The organism is Bifidobacterium apis (assembly GCF_036986835.1).
GTDB lineage: Bacteria > Actinomycetota > Actinomycetes > Actinomycetales > Bifidobacteriaceae > Bombiscardovia > Bombiscardovia apis_A.
Window position 1 is genome coordinate 606983 of record NZ_BTXD01000002.1, and the last position, 18824, is coordinate 625806.

14 protein-coding genes and 1 tRNA gene are annotated in these 18824 nt (G+C 52.5%); 4 read left to right on the forward strand and 11 right to left on the reverse strand.

Annotated features, from left to right (window positions below; translation table 11 throughout):
- Positions 1-57 precede the first annotated feature (57 nt).
- The 5 genes from AACP62_RS06260 to AACP62_RS06280 form a co-directional block, all read right to left on the reverse strand.
- On the reverse strand, positions 58-1098 hold the full coding sequence (locus tag AACP62_RS06260; RefSeq protein ID WP_339347102.1) for a LicD family protein: 1041 nt from the start codon (positions 1096-1098) through the stop codon (positions 58-60).
- Between the two features lie 100 nt (positions 1099-1198).
- Positions 1199-2329: an NAD-dependent epimerase/dehydratase family protein gene (locus AACP62_RS06265; RefSeq protein WP_339347103.1), complete on the reverse strand. Its 1131-nt coding sequence runs from the start codon at positions 2327-2329 to the stop codon at positions 1199-1201.
- On the reverse strand, positions 2329-3087 hold the full coding sequence (locus tag AACP62_RS06270; RefSeq protein WP_339347104.1) for an IspD/TarI family cytidylyltransferase: 759 nt from the start codon (positions 3085-3087) through the stop codon (positions 2329-2331). The genes AACP62_RS06265 and AACP62_RS06270 overlap by 1 nt, the downstream gene beginning before the upstream one ends.
- A gap of 38 nt (positions 3088-3125) precedes the next feature.
- Positions 3126-4403 carry an ABC transporter ATP-binding protein gene (locus tag AACP62_RS06275; RefSeq protein WP_045934992.1) on the reverse strand — a complete coding sequence of 426 codons (1278 nt, stop codon included), beginning with the start codon at positions 4401-4403 and terminating at the stop codon, positions 3126-3128.
- Positions 4403-5242 carry an ABC transporter permease gene (locus tag AACP62_RS06280; RefSeq protein WP_045934991.1) on the reverse strand — a complete coding sequence of 280 codons (840 nt, stop codon included), beginning with the start codon at positions 5240-5242 and terminating at the stop codon, positions 4403-4405. The genes AACP62_RS06275 and AACP62_RS06280 overlap by 1 nt, the downstream gene beginning before the upstream one ends.
- 158 nt (positions 5243-5400) lie before the next feature.
- On the opposite strand from AACP62_RS06280, the gene AACP62_RS06285 reads away from it, so the two are divergent.
- On the forward strand, positions 5401-6534 hold the full coding sequence (locus AACP62_RS06285) for an acyltransferase family protein (RefSeq protein ID WP_339347108.1): 1134 nt from the start codon (positions 5401-5403) through the stop codon (positions 6532-6534).
- A gap of 33 nt (positions 6535-6567) precedes the next feature.
- On the opposite strand, the gene AACP62_RS06290 is transcribed toward AACP62_RS06285, so the two are convergent.
- From AACP62_RS06290 to AACP62_RS06315, 6 genes are all read right to left on the reverse strand, one after another.
- The gene (locus tag AACP62_RS06290) at positions 6568-8568 is read right to left on the reverse strand and encodes a DUF6020 family protein (protein WP_339347109.1); all 2001 of its coding nucleotides are present in this window, start codon (positions 8566-8568) and stop codon (positions 6568-6570) included.
- A 17-nt stretch (positions 8569-8585) separates the two neighbouring features.
- Positions 8586-9518 (reverse strand): glycosyltransferase family 2 protein, encoded by a 933-nt coding sequence (locus AACP62_RS06295; protein ID WP_232339232.1) that lies wholly within the window; start codon positions 9516-9518, stop codon positions 8586-8588.
- The gene (locus AACP62_RS06300) at positions 9518-11215 is read right to left on the reverse strand and encodes a glycosyltransferase (protein ID WP_339347112.1); all 1698 of its coding nucleotides are present in this window, start codon (positions 11213-11215) and stop codon (positions 9518-9520) included. The genes AACP62_RS06295 and AACP62_RS06300 overlap by 1 nt, the downstream gene beginning before the upstream one ends.
- 96 nt (positions 11216-11311) lie before the next feature.
- Positions 11312-12028: a glycosyltransferase family 2 protein gene (locus AACP62_RS06305; protein ID WP_339347113.1), complete on the reverse strand. Its 717-nt coding sequence runs from the start codon at positions 12026-12028 to the stop codon at positions 11312-11314.
- A 176-nt stretch (positions 12029-12204) separates the two neighbouring features.
- Positions 12205-14274 (reverse strand): RICIN domain-containing protein, encoded by a 2070-nt coding sequence (locus tag AACP62_RS06310; protein ID WP_339347115.1) that lies wholly within the window; start codon positions 14272-14274, stop codon positions 12205-12207.
- A gap of 203 nt (positions 14275-14477) precedes the next feature.
- Positions 14478-15191: a metal-dependent transcriptional regulator gene (locus AACP62_RS06315; protein WP_339347117.1), complete on the reverse strand. Its 714-nt coding sequence runs from the start codon at positions 15189-15191 to the stop codon at positions 14478-14480.
- A 175-nt stretch (positions 15192-15366) separates the two neighbouring features.
- Here AACP62_RS06315 and AACP62_RS06320 point away from each other — a divergent pair, with 175 nt between their 5' ends.
- The 3 genes from AACP62_RS06320 (at position 15367) to AACP62_RS06330 (ending at position 18803) form a co-directional block, all read left to right on the forward strand.
- Complete coding sequence (locus AACP62_RS06320) at positions 15367-16809, forward strand: Nramp family divalent metal transporter (RefSeq protein WP_339347119.1); 1443 nt, start codon at positions 15367-15369, stop codon at positions 16807-16809.
- 337 nt (positions 16810-17146) lie between these two features.
- Complete coding sequence (locus AACP62_RS06325; RefSeq protein WP_339347121.1) at positions 17147-18589, forward strand: catalase; 1443 nt, start codon at positions 17147-17149, stop codon at positions 18587-18589.
- Positions 18590-18715: 126 nt separating this feature from the next.
- Positions 18716-18803: transfer RNA gene (locus AACP62_RS06330), tRNA-Ser, on the forward strand.
- The last annotated feature ends 21 nt before the right edge of the window (positions 18804-18824 follow it).

An 18824-nucleotide genomic window follows, 5' to 3' on the forward strand; every position in this document is an offset into this window, starting at 1 on the left:
CATGAGGGGTCGGCAGACTCACAGTCCTCAACACTGCCTGAACGAAGCTCGTACACCTCACTTTCGTTCTTCATCGCCAAGGGCCTGTCCCCCACCATCCGAAAGCATCCGACGCATGGCTTGTACCGATTCCTGCGAGGCAATGTACGCATCGGCGACATGCTCATGGGAATGCATGTCGCGCGGCAGAGCCATGTAATCGCCATAGGCCTTACTCAGGTACTCACGATAATTGCTGGGCACTGGAACAGAGATCCCGCGGAAGGCCAGAGTCGTCGACCCGGTCCAATCACTGATTAAGTATGGGCCTGATGAGCGCACCTCGTCAATGTTCTCAATGCCTCTGATCAATCCTGTAGCGCCATCAGCTGTCGGCAGGATGGATACGCGAGTCGCCAGATCTTCCAGGTGTGCGTTCAGGTCAGATTCCAAGGCAGGTATCAGAGGATCCGCGCCGGAAATATAAATATCCCGGCTCCAGGTGGAACTCGCGTATTGTTCGCGGATTCCCTGGACAAACTGTAAACGTTCCTGCGTGCAGACCTGCCATGCATCTTCCGGATCGCCAGACACCCAATCCAGGGGGAAAAGATCAACAAAACAGGGGTTGGCCTCATCTATTGACCGGAATCTGATCTGCTTGCAAGGCACATACCAGTCCCAGACGACCGTGACACGGAAACGTCCATCCTCGTGCACGGCTTTTTCCAACCTGCTCAACTGTTCGCGAGTGATGTAGACGTCAATATCGTCATCCCAGGGGATGAAATCCTGCTGACGGAAGGCGCCCAGCACTGTGCCGCCGGTACCCCAATAGGAGATTTCATGATCCCGGCAAAACTGATCAAAGAGTTCAAACAGCCTTGCCTCCGCATCCTGGAAGAGCGCATGGATGCCTTCGGCCTTGGGCAGCCCTCTGAAGAATCTGAGTTGAGCCTGCTCAGTGGTCTCATGATCTCCCCGGAACAGCTGCCAGTACATGACGCTATTCGAATCGTGGACGTATTCCAAGGTCTCATTCAGCGCACGGCATTGCCTCTCCAGGCGGTCAAGACTCTCCTGAGCCTTGTCCAGGGCCTTCCGCTGATCATCGATCACCTGAAGGAGTTGCGCATATCTGGCATCATCCTGCGCCCGGAAGTCCCGCAAAGACCGGGAGGAGATGGGCAAGCGCCCCTTGATGCCGGCGATCAGACGGCTATTCATTGTCCATGCCTTTCCCTGCGACATTGCCGGTCTGCCATGTTGACGGCCGCATGCCAAAATACCGACCGGTGCGTTCCAGTCCTTGCGCCAGTCCGACCTCTGCCTCAAATCCCAGAGCCCGCATTTTGGAAGTATCAAGAATATTGTCCTCCGGAGGAGAGAAGCGCGCAAGCTCATCCTGATCAGGCTGTTCATACCGCACCAGACCGCCCGGACGTCCAAAAAGCCGAGTCAGTTTCCGGGCCACCCCGGCTATGGTGACTTCTTCCTTGCCCTTGGCGATGTTGTAAGTCGAATCCTGGCCGCGCAGCAGAAGCAGCATGATGCCATAGACCGCGTCTTTGATATAGCAGTAGCTACGTCGCTGCAGACCCGGGCTGTGCATTTCGATGTCCCTGCCCTCTTGAAGCATCCGCAGAAAAAGCGTAATGATCTTGGGATCGTCCAGCCGGTCACCCGGGCCATACAGGTAGGCCATACGTGCCACAGTCACAGGAAGGCCCAGCTGCAGACGTGCCCCTGCGCAAAGGTTTTCAGCGGCTAGCTTGCTGATTGGGTAGCAGTTGCGGACCACTGCCGGGTCAAAGCTTCCCCTGTCCCCCTCCTTGAGGATCCCCTCCTGGCTATGACCTCCATAGGCTTCAACGCTGGACAGATAAACCACTCGGAAGGGCTTGGTGTCCAGATCCGCCAGATATTGCAGAATCTGCTCAGTCCCAACCACGTTGGTCATCATGGTCCCCATGGGATCGGATTGGTAGGCCACGGGGTCGGCATTGCTGGCGGCGTGGATGCAATACTCTATCGGACCTTCGTTTTGCAGCGAGAGGGGGGCGCGAAGATCCTGTTCCACGACCTGCAGCCATGAGTCCTCCCAGTCGTCGCCCAAAACATCTCGCAGACGTTTTCGACTCCTGACCACAGCAAGAACATCGATATGCAGGCCATGGCGACGACGCAAAGCAGCTATCAGATGCAGAATGAAGGAACCCACAAAGCCTGTTCCGCCGGTAATCAGTATCCTGCAGCCATCCAGCTCCCGCCACAAGTCCGGATGGGCGTCGGCCAGACCATTCACATCCTGTTGCAGAATGTCTGCATCGACTCGTCCTCTCCCCGTCATCAGGACATTCCCTTGGCATCGAGATAGGCCTCGAAGAGCGCCACATCCTCGGGACTGGTGAGCTTGAAGTTGGAATTGTCACCGGCTACCGCATGAACCACATGACCAGTCTCGATCAGCAGCGTGCAGGTAGCTACCGAATCATGAATACCCATCTCATCAGCCTGGCGATGGATTAGTGAAAGATCGCGCAAACGCAGGCTCTGTGGGGTCTGGGTTCGCATGACGTGAGAACGTTCAACCACCCTGCTGCTGGACTCGCCGTCATCGGTATGAAGCAAAGCCTCGGTTGCCGGCACTACAGTGACGGCATTGCCGTATTTCTCCACACCTGCGATGTTGGCGTTGATCACTTCTTCAGTCAGCAAGGGGCGAACACCGTCATGGATCAGAATGATGTCCTCAGGCGAATACTGTTTCTCAAGATAACGCAGACCGCAACGAATGGATTCGAAACCGCTGGCACCTCCAGGTAAAACAGCTCGGACCTTGGTCAGCCCGCAATCTTTGACATACTGCTCAACGATTCCTGTCCACTCGGGCAGGGATACGACAATGATGTCCTCGACGGCCACTGCTCGTTGAAAAGCCTCCAAGGTGTAGACCAGTACCGGCTTGTTCCGAACTACCAGAAACTGCTTGGGCACCGGTCCGCGCATACGGGCGCCAACCCCACCGGCCAATACCAGGGCGACGACCCTGACGGTGGGCTCATCCGGGGAATCCATACTCCTCTTTCCCCAACTCTCGTGACTCATATTCCGATTCTAGCGAAAATGCTGCGGGTATAGACAGGTCAGAGTGATTCCTCGCCCAAAAGACTGATCTGCAGCCCACGGTCGCTCAACAAGGCGTACTCCCTGTTTCGCTTGTCTCTGATGGCAAAGACACAGGAGTTCTCGTCATTGGTGAAGGCAATCATTTTTGTGGGGGCATTTTTGTCCGCTTGCGCGGCATCCCGCACGCGCAGGGATACGACGAGACGAAATTCGCCATTGTTGAAAATGTTCAAGGGCACCGAACAATGCACCACCTGATGCCCACAGGCTTTTAGACGGATGACATCGGAACCTGTGTCATAGGCTATGCCGCCGCGTCGAGTGTCGTGCATGGCGATGGCCATATAAAGATTGTCATACTCAGCGCAGTCGTATTCCACGTCAAAACGGAAGGTATCCGAGCTCTTGCAGACCGAGGATGATACCGGATAGGCGCGCAGGAGGGGTACCTGGGCGCTGAGACCGGTCGGATATTCGTCCCCTTGCTTCTTGCCATCGGATTGCTTGTCGGGGGCCTTGAGATTCTCCAAGGTGTACCGGTTGGCGACATCATCCTTGTCGCCATTAATCACCACATGGCCGTCCTTGATCAGAATCGCCCGGTCGCAGTACTTCTTCACGGCACCCATGTCATGGGTGACGAGGATGACCGTCTTGTTGGGATCCTTCTTGACCTCGGTGAAGTAATCATCGCACTTGCGTTGGAAGGCCTCATCGCCGACAGCCAGTACCTCGTCCAGGATCAGTATGTCGCCTTGGGCCTTGATGGCCACGGAAAAAGCCAGGCGCACCTGCATGCCGCTGGAGTAGTTCTTCAGCTTCTGATCCATGAACTCGCCCAGTTCAGCGAAGTCCACGATGTCATCGTACATGGCATCGACCTCGCTGCGGGTGAATCCCAGCAGGGCTCCGTTCAAGTAGACGTTCTCACGGCCTGTCAGCTCCGGGTTGAAACCCACGCCCAATTCGATAAAAGGCACCAGCTTGCCCGTATAGGAGATGCGACCGCGTTCAGGATAGTAGATGCCCGAAATCAGCTTGAGCAGGGTTGATTTGCCGCTGCCGTTGCGTCCAACGATGCCGAAAAAGTCACCCCGATGCACCTGGAAGGACACATCCTGCAGCACCTGCTGCTCCTTGTATCCCTTGATTCCTCGTGTCCAGTTGATAAAGGCCTGCTTGAGTCCTGTGGCTTGTTCGGTAGGCAGACGAAAGACCTTATCCACATGCTCCACAGACAGGACCACGGGCCGATCGTCCTTTTTCTGACGGATTGGTTCCCCAGCCTTGCTCATCACATCACCTCGGCGAATTTGTGATTGTACTTGCGGAATACGCATACACCCAGCACCACCATGATCACAGTGAGCAGGATAGGGATCATGGTCACGAAGGGATTGCTGATCTGATTCCATACCGTGGGGGTGGTTTCCGGAGCGATGAATGAATGCCGGATATCCTGGATGGACTGAGCTATAGGGTTGAGCAGAAGCAGCTTAGCAACGACGGGACCCCACCAATGATGGATTCCCGACACCGCCGTCAGAGGATAGATGACAGGGATGGAATAGAAAATCACCTGCTGCAACACATCCCAGATATGCGAGACGTCACGGAAGTAGACGTACATGGTAGCCATGATCAGAGTGAAGCCCAAGGCCAGAATATACAGCTGGAATACGCTGATGGGCAGCAACAGGACTCTCCAAGTGAAATGCACCCGGCAGAAGATGGCAAAGATGAGAACCACGATCAGGTTGATACCGTAGCTGATCAGCGCCCCCATGGTAGCAGATACAACCACGATGTAATTGGGGAAATGCACCTTACGCAGGAGGTCGCCACGATCCACAATGGAACGCAGGCCTATGGAAGTTGACTCGTTGAAGAACTGCCAGGAGCTTATACCCAGAAGCAGCACGACGGGATAGGTCGGCGTGCCATCGGTCATCCTGAGGAATTTGGCGAAGACCAGATACATAACCACGAAGAGCATCAGCGGCTGCAGAACGGACCAGGCAACCCCAAGGAAGGATCCCTGATACCTGAGCTTGAAATCGGTCTTGACAAGCTCACGCAGGATAACCAATGAATAGTGGTATCGCTGGCGTAATCTATCTACGATGCTTCTCACAAGCGTACAGACTACCAAACAGCCGTGAAAGTTATCCTTCTTACCCGGCATCCTCACAAATAACAACGGCTTGTTGATACTTTACAGCTGCTGCTTCAGGTAGGCACCAGGCATTATCCTGTGACGTATTCATGTCATCTCGATGGGAGATCAAAGTGATGTCTCAACCGGATAAGGTAACAGGCCGATCAGCTCGCAGTCTCAATATCGAACTCCTACGCATATTGGCAATGCTGCTGGTCGTGTATTGCCACATGATCATCCACGTTGATTTCACTAACGGGGTCTCACGCATCGTATTGCCTATGTACCCAGGCTGGAAATCTGCGATCAGCTTTACTATTGTGCAATACGGACAAGTAGGCGTTTCCATCTTTTTCATGATATCGGGATATTTCCTTGTCAAGAAGCAGTTTTCGTGGAGGCGGATTTTCTCAACCTGGTTCCAGATGTTTCTCTATGCAGTTCTATGTCTAGTGATTGCAATCGTTGCCAAGCAATTCCGTCCCCTGCCTTTCGGCACGAATGGGCTGCTATCTGGTTCCCAGACCCTGGATACAGTTCTGTGGAGTTTGTGCCCATTTTTGTACAATAGCTACTGGTTTATAGATGCGTACATTCTGATGCTGCTTCTTAGCCCATTTATCAATACTGTATATGCTCACATGTCCCAGAAGCAGATTCGTGCGCTAATCGCACTTCTTATGTTCATCGGTACCTGGCCCCTGTTTTTCAGTCGAGCTAATCACTGGAACAATGTAGTCTATGCCGTTCTGGGATATATCATCGGCGCTTATATCCAGACCTACCGAAATTCGTTGCGGGCCATATCAAATGGTGTACTGGCCATTTGCACAGTCTTATGCACAGCACTCATGCTGGGGTTCAATCATTTTGTCTTGTCAGAATCCTACTGGGCACAGAGACTGACATGGACGGCACAAATCCATCAAGGCTTGCAAATACTGCCTATATGCATTGCTTTTTGCCTTTTCGTGGCAGTTTGTCGGCTACCACAGCTCCACCTCCCACATATATGGAGCAATTTCCTACTGCAGGTATCAGCAGGGACCTTCGGTGTCTACCTCCTGCATGAGAACACATTTGGTTTCCGATTCATCTGGGGCACTGTCGCTTCGTGGCTACCAAACATATCCAGCAAGACTGGTTTCGTTTTAACTTATATAGTTACGGGATTGCTCATCTTTGCCGTTCTTGACATTATTGCTATGCTGATCGACAGATTGCTCACCCATCCATTGCGTAATCTCGTCGTTAACAAAATGGGATGATTCAATAACGCATAAGCTACAGCGGAGCGTCTTTTATGCCAATCTGCTTACATTGCACTTCTTGGTTAGCACTTTGGCAAATGGAATAGCGATCGTAAGTGCAAAAGCAAAAAGGAAACTAAGCGTGTACCTCGCCTGATGCGATGGCAGGAGCAGCAAACTGAACCAAGATACCACAGTAGGAATTAGATAACAAAGGTTCTTATAGCGTCTGCTCGATATGGTCAGTCCTAATGCTCCCATCGGTAGCCATACAGTATACAAAGCTTCACTACCAAGAAAAGAAAAAGGCGGCACTTTATTTAATGCGTTCTTCAAGGGAAGTGCAATCTTCTCTTGCGTATAGCTGAGTCCACATTCAGGATATTCATTGAGAATCTGCGACCCACCTGCTTCCCACCAACCACAGCGAACGGGTCCGCTATAGTAATAGGTATCTCCATATATAAATGGATTTATTAGATAAGGCACTGCAGCAATGTAATCCTTTGGGTATCGGAAAAACAAACGTATCCAAGTTAAAATAAAGTTTTTCCTGTCAGACGAACTGGCATTCAGTCTGTACCCATAGTGCTTGGCATAATCAGCTGAATCAGCTTGCCAATACGGCTTTAAATGATTAATATCAAGAACTTTGTCAATCGCATCCCGATCGGATCTTGTTAACTCATCTTGATGAAGTATCGCAACTCTCGACAGCTGTTGAATAGGGACAGATATGGCCTCCTGAGAACCTCCAGGTGCTATATCCAACGCGGGAAGCACCGCCACAGGCACAAAACCAATCACTAGAGCAGCAGGCACAAGCATAGAAACCAAGAAAGCGACGAACTGCTTTCTAACGGCAATTATCGCTAATAGAAGCGACACTGTAGTAACATAAATCCCCAGCTTTTTTGTTAGACCTGAGAACAGGCCGAGCACAACAAGGCACAGCACTAATTTCCAACCAACTGCCTGGTTATTGTTACACCGATATATCACTTCAAAGAAAGCCACCATCCATAAGAGAAAGATGGAAACCCAGGTTGAATCCTTGAGCACAATACTCATATACATAGGAAATGCTGGCAATATTGCTGCCAGGCACCAACAGACGCAAATACAGGAATCCGGAAGATTCGTTCTTTTCTTAATCCATACTAGCGATACAACTATCGCAAAGGCCGCCACTATGCTTTGCAATGCTATAAGAATGCGAAAACCCAGAATTTCCTGACCAAGCCATAACCCAAGTTCATCAAATAGTCCATATAGATAAGTATCAAAAAAAGGGTGGTGATCCTGTCCCGCATATCCCGGTAATTCAGCCATCGTCATGGGATCCCAAACATGCCCGGTGCGAAACTGAACTAACTGCACCATGGAATCCACGCCTATAATCGCTGGACCCTGAATTATGAGCATAGGTACCCAGCAAAGGACCATGGTCAAGGTAGCCACGGTCATGTGCTTAGGTTTGCCGTCAAAGAAACGAATTCCTCTTTCCCAGATACTGAGGTTTGTATGAGGGATAGCGGTAGACGCCTCGTCTGTGTTCCTGCTCTCAACAAAGTCAGTCGCTTTATGCATTAGCCAACAAACAATAACAGCAAGAGTAAAACCAATTGTCAGCAATTGGACACTAGCAACCATCCAAAAGATCGGCTTGTGCCACTGTGGCGCACCACCCACATAATTCGGATAACTGTCGAAAGACACATTAGGCAGTTTCATTAGACGCGGTACAACAATTGAAAGAGCCAAGAAGAAAGAAAGAATTGCAGAAATCAGCTGATCTCTCTTTCCTGCATGATTAAAATTCGGATAAAACCGATAAAATAAGACTCCAAGACACACAGCAAGAGCGATAGAACCAGCTGGGCCAAACTGTGCAATTGAATCCAAACCTTTGGCTGTTAAATTCGCGAAGTTATCGAACGCCGCAGAATCCACGTTCCTAAACGCCAAAGACTGAGCACAAAGAATCCCTACGGCCACAGATAAAAGACAGCGCAACGTCTGCACGCGTGGCCTATTTGTTTTGCTGGTCATTAGTCTCTCCGAATTACTCACAACTGCGGATAATCAATTGACGGGTTGAACCTTATAGCTTCGATCATCTTGCCATACATTTGTCGACGCAACTTCTTATCCACTCCACCGGACCGCATGGCATACCAAACCTGGGCGCAAAAGAGCAGATAATGGACCAGGCTCTTGTGATGCAGTCTGTAGGATCCCTGATTACGAATGCCATAGGCGAACTTCCAGGCGTTCTTCTCGTTGATCATCGAGAAATTGACTCCCTTGTTCTCACCCATATCGTGCACCACTACGCTATCGAGAACCTGGACTCCGGGGCAGTCTCTCGTAATACGCAAGGTGTACTCAGCATCGTCAAACCAGATGAAGTACTCCTTGTATGGCAGACCATAGGCTTCCATGACCCAACGTGGGATGAGCACAGATACGAAGGATGCCTGATTGATCAGCACCAGATCCCTGAGCCCCATGGCCCGCAACCGACCCCAGTCCCAGGTAGGTACAGGATTGTTCATTTCTGAAATGGTTCCGTCGATGTATTTGATCAGGGAGCAGGCAAAGGGAATATCCGGGCTCAAAGCCTGGGTGGCTTGTTCGTAGCCTCCGAGCAGTTTTTCCAAGGCATCCGGCTCAGGATATCCGTCATCATCGAAGATCCACACATAGTCGAAACCCATCCGGTAGCCCTCGCGCATGCCAGCAGAGAAACCACCGGCCCCGCCGACATTCTCGGGCAGGGTGACAATGCGAAGCTCCACCTTCCCTTCCAGGGGGAATGCGTCCTGATACTCATGCAGATAATCCGCAGTCCCATCGGTCGAAGCATTGTCGACAATAATCAGGGCCTTGGGCAGAAAGGTCTGGGACTCCAGGGAAGCCAGAACCTTCTTCAGCTTTTCCAGACGGTTGAAGGTGACGACGACAGCGGCCACATTCCTCCGGTTATCTACAGCATTCATCACTGCGCCCATTCTCCCAACATTCGGGTGAAGAAGGAGTCGGCCGATTCCTTCCTTGAAAACTCCTGAAGCCGTTCCAGCTCCGCCGTCCACAACCGCCTGCGATCCTCTTCATGACCATCCATCCTGAGCAAGGAACGGACCGATTGGCGGACCAGCCCCAACGATTGCCGAGGCAACAGCCCCTGAACAGGAACCAGCGTCGATTGGGAACCGACATCAGCGCTCAACACCGGCATGCCCCGACTGATAGCCTCGATGGTCGTAAGTGTAATACCCTCATTGATCGAGGTGATCAGCAGAGCATCCGCCCAATCATATGTTGCAGAAACAGGCTGAGAGACATCACGACGTTCCACTACATGATCCAGGCCATATTTCTCAAGAAGTTTGCGTACCTCCAAATCCATATCGCCGCTGCCATGCATAATGAACCGAAAACGACCCGGGAAACGATGCTCCATTTCCTTGGCGACATTGATAAATGCCTCCGGGCGCTTCTGCCTGGTCATCCTCCCTACAAAGGCGATATGAAAGACATCCTGTTGCACCCGATCCTTGTACCTTGGATGCATCTGATCGGCAGTCAGACCAACCAAGGGTGCCATAACCACCTTTTTCGCCGATATGCCATGATGATTTACCAGCCAATCCTGCAGTTGCGGCGAAATGACATGGTGCAGATCGATGTAAGGGTCGCGGCTCACGCTCTGGTTGGGATAGCCACCGCGATCATGGTATTCAAGAATATGCAGTGAGTCGACAATGAACGTATGCGGATAGTACCGCTTGATCCACCAGAGCCGGTCATACATCCATTGATTGTGATGAATCAGGACGCCACGGATGTTATACTGCTCAAACAGAGCCCTGAGCAGGGGTACGTCACCGATGCTCTCTTGCGCAGGAAAGGTCAGATTGATGACGAGTGCATCGTCCAAATCCTTGCTGACAATCCATGGCTGATGACTGTCATTGTTGGTGATGACGATAGGCAATAGTCCCGCTTTACGGGCCAGAGCAACTGTTTCCATGGCCCAACGCTCGGCTCCCCCGGGCTGCAGCCAATGCATGGGAATAATGACAGCCTTAGGAGCCGAAGAATCCGGTTGCGCAGGTTCGATAGAACTGCCGGGATGATGCGCAGCCCCGCGAGCGAACAGATCGCTGGTTGAATCGGGGTGATAAGGCTCAATAGCCTGGTATCCCGCTTTCTCACGCTTACGCCTGAGCAGCTCACGAACCTGATCGAACAGAAGAGGGAAATGCAGCTCACAGTAGTTATAAATTTGGTTGCGCATGGGCAATCGGGCGGACAGATTCCTGGCTTTGACTGTCATATCAGTGGCATCGTCCGGAGTAAGTAACACATACCGTTCATTCCAGTCAACCAGCTGATGATGCAAGTCGAAATAATGAGGCGTAAAGGCGGTCTTAGGCTTGGATACGGACCGTGCTTTGAATTCGACTACAGGTTTAAGCCCTGCACCCTTGGTTAGAGAACCATTCAGAGTCGACGTATCCGTCAAGCGGGGATACTGCCAATCTTCACCCATATAGATCTTGTAGAGCAGCTCTCGACCAGGCTGTATCAACGAATGATAGTTAACTGCTGAAATAACCAATCGGCGTTGCCGCTCGCTCAAACCACCAAGTTGCTTCCAGGCATCAGGTCCGGTTTCAAATAGATGCTGCATGTGGCCAATGGTAACCTGAACACGGTACGCCAATCGATGATGGAGTTGGCTACTGCCCACAAATTCCATATTTGCCGGTTCACCTTAGTCTCCGTACTAATCAGCTGGTTGCACACCTTTGCGTTGCACAAAACGGTTCTTGGCCACCCACCATAGGTGACCGAGGCCAGTCTTCAGATATCGTTGCTTAGTCTCACCTTGGCGTGTTTTCTGCACAATTTTCACTTCGCCAAAACGAGTACCGAGATATCGATGCGCATTAAGTTTAATCTGAGGCGACAAGTTCCAGTCGCCCTCAGTCAAATGGAGTCGAGGGGCCACATCACGACGGAAAACCCACATGCCCGAGAGGGAGTCGTGAATGACGACTCCATATAGAAGAAACATTTCAAAGTTGAGTACTTTAACGCCAAGTTGCAAAGCAAACGGAATCGTTGAATCAGGATACCTCGTGCAGGAAGCCAGCAGCAAGTTGCGCTTTTTCATTTCATTGAGAATTCTTGGCGCATCTTCGACAGGATAAGTGCAGTCTGAATCCGCACAGACAATGATGTCTCCTTTAGCGTGAGCGATGCCAGTCATATGTGCATATCCATAACCGATGCCTGAGGCACATCTATCGTCTATATACATATGAAACCGATTGTTGGTTTTTTCCAACTTCTTGCCCAGTTGGACGGTATCATCCGTTGATTTGTTGCTGACGCATATTATTTCATCATAAAAGTCGGGGAGCTCGGCAACCATCTGAGTCAGATGCTTTGCCTCATTTCGGCAAGGCATAACCAAGGAGGTAGTCAAACCATTTATCATTGCCTGTTACTCCTCTTATAGCCACCCGGTTGAGTCCTAAATCCTCTAAGATAGGCGACTCAATGTCCCGAAGATATCTTTTCAAATCATACAGCACCCATAAACATTCACCTTTTAATGAGGACCAAGAACCGAAGTGTCCGTGTCATCACCAATCAAAAAGATGCCACAGATTCTTATTGGCGTATATCCCATAATTGATTAGCTTGTCGATGAAAAGTATAAGAAATGAGCCTTGCACCAGGGTTGACGTTAGCCCCACATATGTCGATAGCCTTGTTGTTCAATACACTGCGTATTGAATAGCCTCCTGAATAATGTTGAAGATACCATAATTGGTTGCTTCCGCCAGTGGAGGGGAACTGAACGACATTACCTTCATCCCCCTGATAACCATATTGAATATCAAGATACAGTCCCGAATGAGCAGCTTGAAGAGCAAATTGCCCATTTCCTTTATAAACAAATATGAATTTTTGGTTATCTCCGCCGTTAGGAGTCCATGTCTGCAAATGTGCGTCAGACGCTTGGCTGGCGCCCTCCACATCAAAGCTATTCCCATTGGCAAATCGATTGGTGATACTGTTGGTACCCTGGAAAGCCTCGCTAGCCTGCAAGAGTCTAAAGGACTGATTCATTCCACCATTGAATTGCCATATCTCCAGCTGCGTCCCGGATGAAGTGTTGCCGCCAGGTATGTCAAGTGCTGCTGATTTGCCACCATTTAATGCCGAAGTGATATAGACAAAACCATCAGAAGCACGGTAAAACCGCCATCGCTGATTTGCCCCACCGTTCTGTGTGTATTGAATGATCTCATTGCCGTTTTGTGTTGATCCATATCTGACGTCCAAGGCTTTCCCTGAATGTTTCGTAACAATAGAGTAAGTTCCGGATCCTTCGGGCTTTATGTGAAAAAGCTGATTCGAACCATCGGTGGGTGCCCAGACCTGAACCGGGAAAGCCTCCGCCTGTGTTCCTCCGGAAATATCCAAGTACTTATCGTCCAAAGATGATTCGATGTAGTAATCTCCCTCAACCATATCGGTCAACGCCTCAAGCTGATTCGGGTCATCAACTCCCGAATCAGAATCCTTGACTCCGCAAGCATTCAAATCCGTGTTCACGCCTATACCGCTGATGCGTCCATTATCCGCGTATTGCCAGCAGCGATAGTTAGTGTAAAAATTAAAACCAGGACGAGGGCCGTAACTGGCAACCCAAGTTGTTCTACTTAGAATATCAGGAGAATTCAACGCTGAATTAAGGTAAGAGGCATAAGAATATACAGACAAATTTTGAAATCCAGCATTTTGCAAACAAGTAAACCAGGCATTAACAATATCTTTGTAAGTGCTTGGCGAACTCGGTGGCACGTGATCTTTCCATACCCACTGCTCAAGATCGTAGTAAATAGGGTAGGTGAGATCATTCGGACTAATTCCAGCCCGGCGAAGAAGATCCACAATGCTGTTGCCCTCGGCCCGTCCAGTCCCTCCGTCATAGGCGTAAGAATACAGATAGATGCCGAACGGGATGCCTAATCGCTTGCATTCGGCAATATTCCACAATGCCTTGCCGTCGAAGCCATTGCCCCAACCCCAGCCAATACGAATAATTGCACCTTCTACACCCGAATGGCGGACCTGATCCCAATTAATTGTCCCCTGCCATTGAGATACATCAATTACCCCCTTTGCTTTCTGGGCGAATAAGGAACCATCAGCTTCAAAAAATGCCGGAGAGCCTGAATATGCACCCCAATATGCCCCATACGAGTTGCCTGCCAACGATGAGGAAATGACCGAACCTGCTTGCGCAGATGGACGGAGGGCAGCCGATTTCACCGATTTACCCTTTTTCTCAATATGACGAGTAGTTCTGCCGGGTTTCTCAAGTGGCCCCTCACCAAGCGAGGATTCTTGGCGGCGAGCATCTCCAACCTTGACAGGAATAAAGCTGCGACCGTAGGTTTTTGCGAGTGGGTCAGCCGGCTTGGCAGAGGTCCCAATCAGCTGTTTATCAGTAACCAAGTGCCCGTTGCTGACAGACTTCAGCGATCCATCTTTTGTAACCGCTAAGTCCTGAGAAACCAAGACGGCGTCATCAGGAATGGACTTCACAATAAACTCAGGCACATCTTTATGTTGGTCTACATACCCATCCTGCAGATCAAATGATGAGATCGGCGAAATCAACATAATCAGCCCGGCAAGCAACGTCGTTACAATAGTTCTTACACCCATCTTGTGCCCCTACTTTCTGCAAGATCACAATTGCAGAGTCAAATTCGCTCTATTTTAGAATAGCCTGGCGCTGGGCAAACTTACCATGGCAAGACAGTCCACTACATTTATGCGTTCTCTCTACTGTGCAAGAATTCGACGACGAAGTGCGACTACGAGTTTGCATTCATGCCTGTATATGCGATTCACAAACACATCAACCGTTACAAGATGACAGTCTGGATGCGGTCCGCGTCCTTAAGATGAATGGTTTGTTTGGAAGAAAGCTTGTTTTGATTGCTTTCATCAGCAATGCGCCCGCTCTTCAGGAGATTCAAGCGTATCTGTCCCTGAGGGGCATCCTTGCCCTCCACACGCACAAGACTTCCCGGCACCAAGCCGATGCGAACCAGGTACCTGAGAGCATTCGAATCCTCGTCGCTGACGCGTTGAACTCGAACCGTTGAGCCGACCGGCACTTCGGATAGCGTACAGGTAGCAGGAAGTTCAGGCAGAGATCCGCTACCGGTTGGTATGGCATCTCCATGCGGATCCATGGTGGGGTGCCCTAGATAGTCGTCGATGCGGTCGACCATCTTGTCGGAGACGGCATGCTCGAGGCTGTCGGCCTCCTCATGCACCTCATCCCAGCCATAACCGAGGACCTGCACCAGGAAGGTCTCCAGCAGCCGGTGGCGCCGGACCATGGTGACCGCATAGCGACGACCGGTTTCAGTCAGCTCCACCTTGCCGTAAGGCCTGTGGGTGACCAGACCGGCATCGACCAGACGGGCCAGCGCTCCTGATACCGTCGACTGTTTCATGCCCGTCCTATCGGCCACTGCAGTCGGCTGGACAGGGCCCTGGTCCCATTCCTGAAGATCCCAGATGACCTTGAGATAATCCTGGGCGCTGGAAGACAGTTCGGCAATTCCCATGCTCCACAGTCTATAGCACAGCTCCACAGCAAGACCCGCAGGTAACCCCGCAGGCATATTTCGACATTGTCACGGATCACCTCTGGTATTCTTCATCGAGCGCCATTAGACTTCGAAGGGTCGAAGTCTATAGCCAGCCACACGACCGCCATGGTCCAGAATCAAGGAAGGTGACATGCCGAACACTCAGACCCGACCCGCCTCAGGGTCCGCCAGTCCAGCGGGATCCGAAGTCATGAATCCGCCGTCCAGCCGGCAGCACCAATCCCATCCCATCATCGAGACGGCCAATGGACGCTCCCTGGAGGAGATCAACGCCACGGTCTCCGTGCCCAACTCGACCTCCTCCTTCTGGAAGAATCTGGCAGCCTTCTCCGGCCCGGGCGCTCTGGTGGCAGTCGGCTACATGGACCCAGGCAACTGGATCACGTCCATCGGCGGCGGCGCCCAGTACGGCTACCTGCTCATGAGCGTCATTCTCATCTCCAGCCTGATCGCCATGATGCTGCAGTACATGTCGGCCAAGCTGGGAATCGTGACTGGTCTGGACCTTGCCCAGGCCACACGCCAGCACACCAGCCGCCGACTCAGCTTCGCCCTCTGGATCTGCACGGAGCTGGCTGTGATGGCCACCGACATCGCCGAGGTGATCGGCGGAGCCATCGCTCTGAAGCTGCTCTTTGGCATTCCGCTGATCTTGGGTGTGACGCTGACCGTGCTGGATGTGCTCATCCTCCTATTGCTGACCAAGATCGGCTTCCGACGCATCGAGGCCATCGTGGCCACCTTGATTCTGGTCATCATGGCGGTATTCCTCTACGAGGTCTTCCTGGCCAGGCCCGACCTGCCGGCGGTCTTCCGCGGCTTCATCCCTGACAAGGCCATCCTGGGCAATGGCCAGCTGACCATGGCTCTGGGCATCGTGGGTGCCACGGTCATGCCCCATAATCTCTACCTGCACTCATCCATCGTTCAGACCCGCGACTTCGACCGTAGCGACGACCGTCAGGTTGCCAACGCGGTCCGCTTCGCCACCTGGGATTCCAACATCCAGCTGTCCGCCGCCTTCGTGGTCAACTGCCTGCTGCTGGTACTGGGTGCTGCCATGTTCTTCGGACACGGCGAAGGGCTGGACACCTTCACCGCCCTCTACAACGCCCTTGGCGACAAGACCATCGCCGGGCCGGTCGCCTCCGGACTGCTCTCCACCCTCTTCGCCGTAGCCCTGCTGGCCTCAGGTCAGAACTCAACCATTACTGGCACTCTGACCGGACAGATCGTCATGGAGGGCTTCATCCGCATGAGGATTCCTCTCTGGCTGCGCAGGCTGGTCACCCGAGTGATCTCCATCATCCCCGTGCTGATCTGCACCATCGCTTTCGGTGGCAAGGAGTCCGCCCTCGATAGCCTGCTGGTCTACTCCCAGGTCTTCCTGTGCGTGGCCCTGCCCATATCCATGATCCCCCTGGTCTGGTTCACCTCCTCCAAGAAGATCATGGGCAAGTACGCCAACCCTCGATGGATGGCTTTCCTGGCCTGGATTGTGGTGGCTGTCCTGACCGGGCTCAACCTCCAGCTGGTCATCCAGGATGTGGGCGAACTGATACAGATGCTCTGAGCACCAGTGCGCTGATAAGAGCCGCCGACATTTGCCGTTTGTTTGAGGCAGTGTCGGCGGCTTTTTCACAATGCTGTCTGCAGCAGGCCCACCACTTTGGATGCCATAAACGCCTCATCCGATTAGACGCCTCACTTGATTAGTGAGATATCTGACTCTCGCTCAGCGCGCATATCCACCAACTCCATTGCCTGTCAGATACGGTGGAGGATAGCAGGATTTTATCAAGGGTCTTGCTATCAGCGACCGGACAGTCGACCAGAAGCAGGGTCACAGAACTGGCCTGAATGGGACTGTAGGTCGCAAAAATCAAAGATGTCACAGGAATCGAGCAGACATGAACGACAAACTCACCACCAACGAAGGGCAGCCCTGGGCAGACAACAATCATAGCCAGACGGCGGGTACCCGGGGGCCCATCCTCATGCAGGACTACCAGCTCCTCGAAAAGCTGGCACACTTCAACCGCGAGCGCATACCAGAGCGCGTGGTCCACGCCAAGGGAGCCGGAGCCAAGGGAACCTTCACCCTGACCAAGGACATGAGCTCCTACACCAAGGCCGACGTATTCAACGGAGCCGGCAAGACCACGCCCATCCTGCTGCGCTTCTCCCAGGTGGCCGGCGAATCCGGCTATCCCGACACCCTGCGCGACGTGCGCGGCTTCGCCCTGCGCTTCTACACCCAGGAGGGCAACTACGACGTGGTGGGCAACAATACTCCCGTATTCTTCGTCAACGACCCTCTGAAGTTCCCCGACTTCATCCACTCGCAGAAGCGCGACCCGGCCACCCACCTGCGCAGCCAGGAGATGCAGTGGGACTTCTGGTCGCACTCCCCCGAGTCTGTTCACCAGGTGACTTATCTGATGGGCGACAGGGGCAACCCTGCCAGCTACCGGAACATGAACGGCTACGGAAGTCACACCTTCAAGTGGGTCAATGCCAAGGGCGAGCAGTTCTGGGTCAAGTACCACTTCCTGAGCGAGCAGGGCGTCAAGAACATGACCGACGAGACCGCCGCCAAGGTCGCCTCCGAGGACACGGACTTCCTCCTGCATGATCTCTACGATGCCATCGACCGAGGCGACTACCCCAAGTGGAAGGTCTGCGTGCAGATCCTGCCCTACCAGGAGGGCCTGGACTATAAGGACGATATCTTCGACGTGACCAAGGTGGTTTCCAAGAAGGACTATCCGCGCATTGAGATAGGCGAGTTCGTGCTGGACACCAACCCGACCAACTATTTCGATGATGTGGAGGAAGCAGCCTTCTCACCCGCCAACTTCGTCCCCGGCATCGAACCCTCGCCCGACAAGCTGCTGCAGGGCCGCCTGTTCGGATACAAGGACGCCGAGCGTTACCGTCTGGGTGCCAACTACGAACAGCTGCCCATCAACCGCCCGGTCAATGAGGTCCACAACTACGAGCGGGATGGGTTCATGTCCCAGGGCCAGGACGGATCAGTCAACTACGAGCCCAACAGCAAGGGTGGTCCCGTGGAGGACAACGATGCCCGTATGCACGGCGATACCGTCCAAGGGCAAACCGAGTACTCCCGCCCATACGACAAGGACTATTACTCCGCAGCCGGCCGTCTCTACAGGCTGATGAGCCCGGAAGAGAAGGACCGTTTGATCCAGACCATCAAGAACAACCTGGGCTCTGTCAACGACCAGGAGATCCAGATTCTTGAGACCAAGCAGTTCTACCAGGCCGACCCTGACTATGGCCAGCGCGTGGCTGAAGCCCTTGGCCTTTCCATGGATCAGATCAAGTAGCACAGGAACAGGGCGGGAACTGCCGGCGACACGTCTGGACTGGCCTGCAATCCCCGCCCTGTGTTACTATTTCCTAGTTGCCTTGATAAGGGTCACGTAGGTTAAGGCCCTGTTCATTGCAGCTTTGGAGGATTCGCCTAGTGGTCTATGGCGCACGCTTGGAAAGCGTGTTGGGTTCACGCCCTCACGAGTTCGAATCTCGTATCCTCCGCCAGCAAGGGGTTTTGGGGTTCCA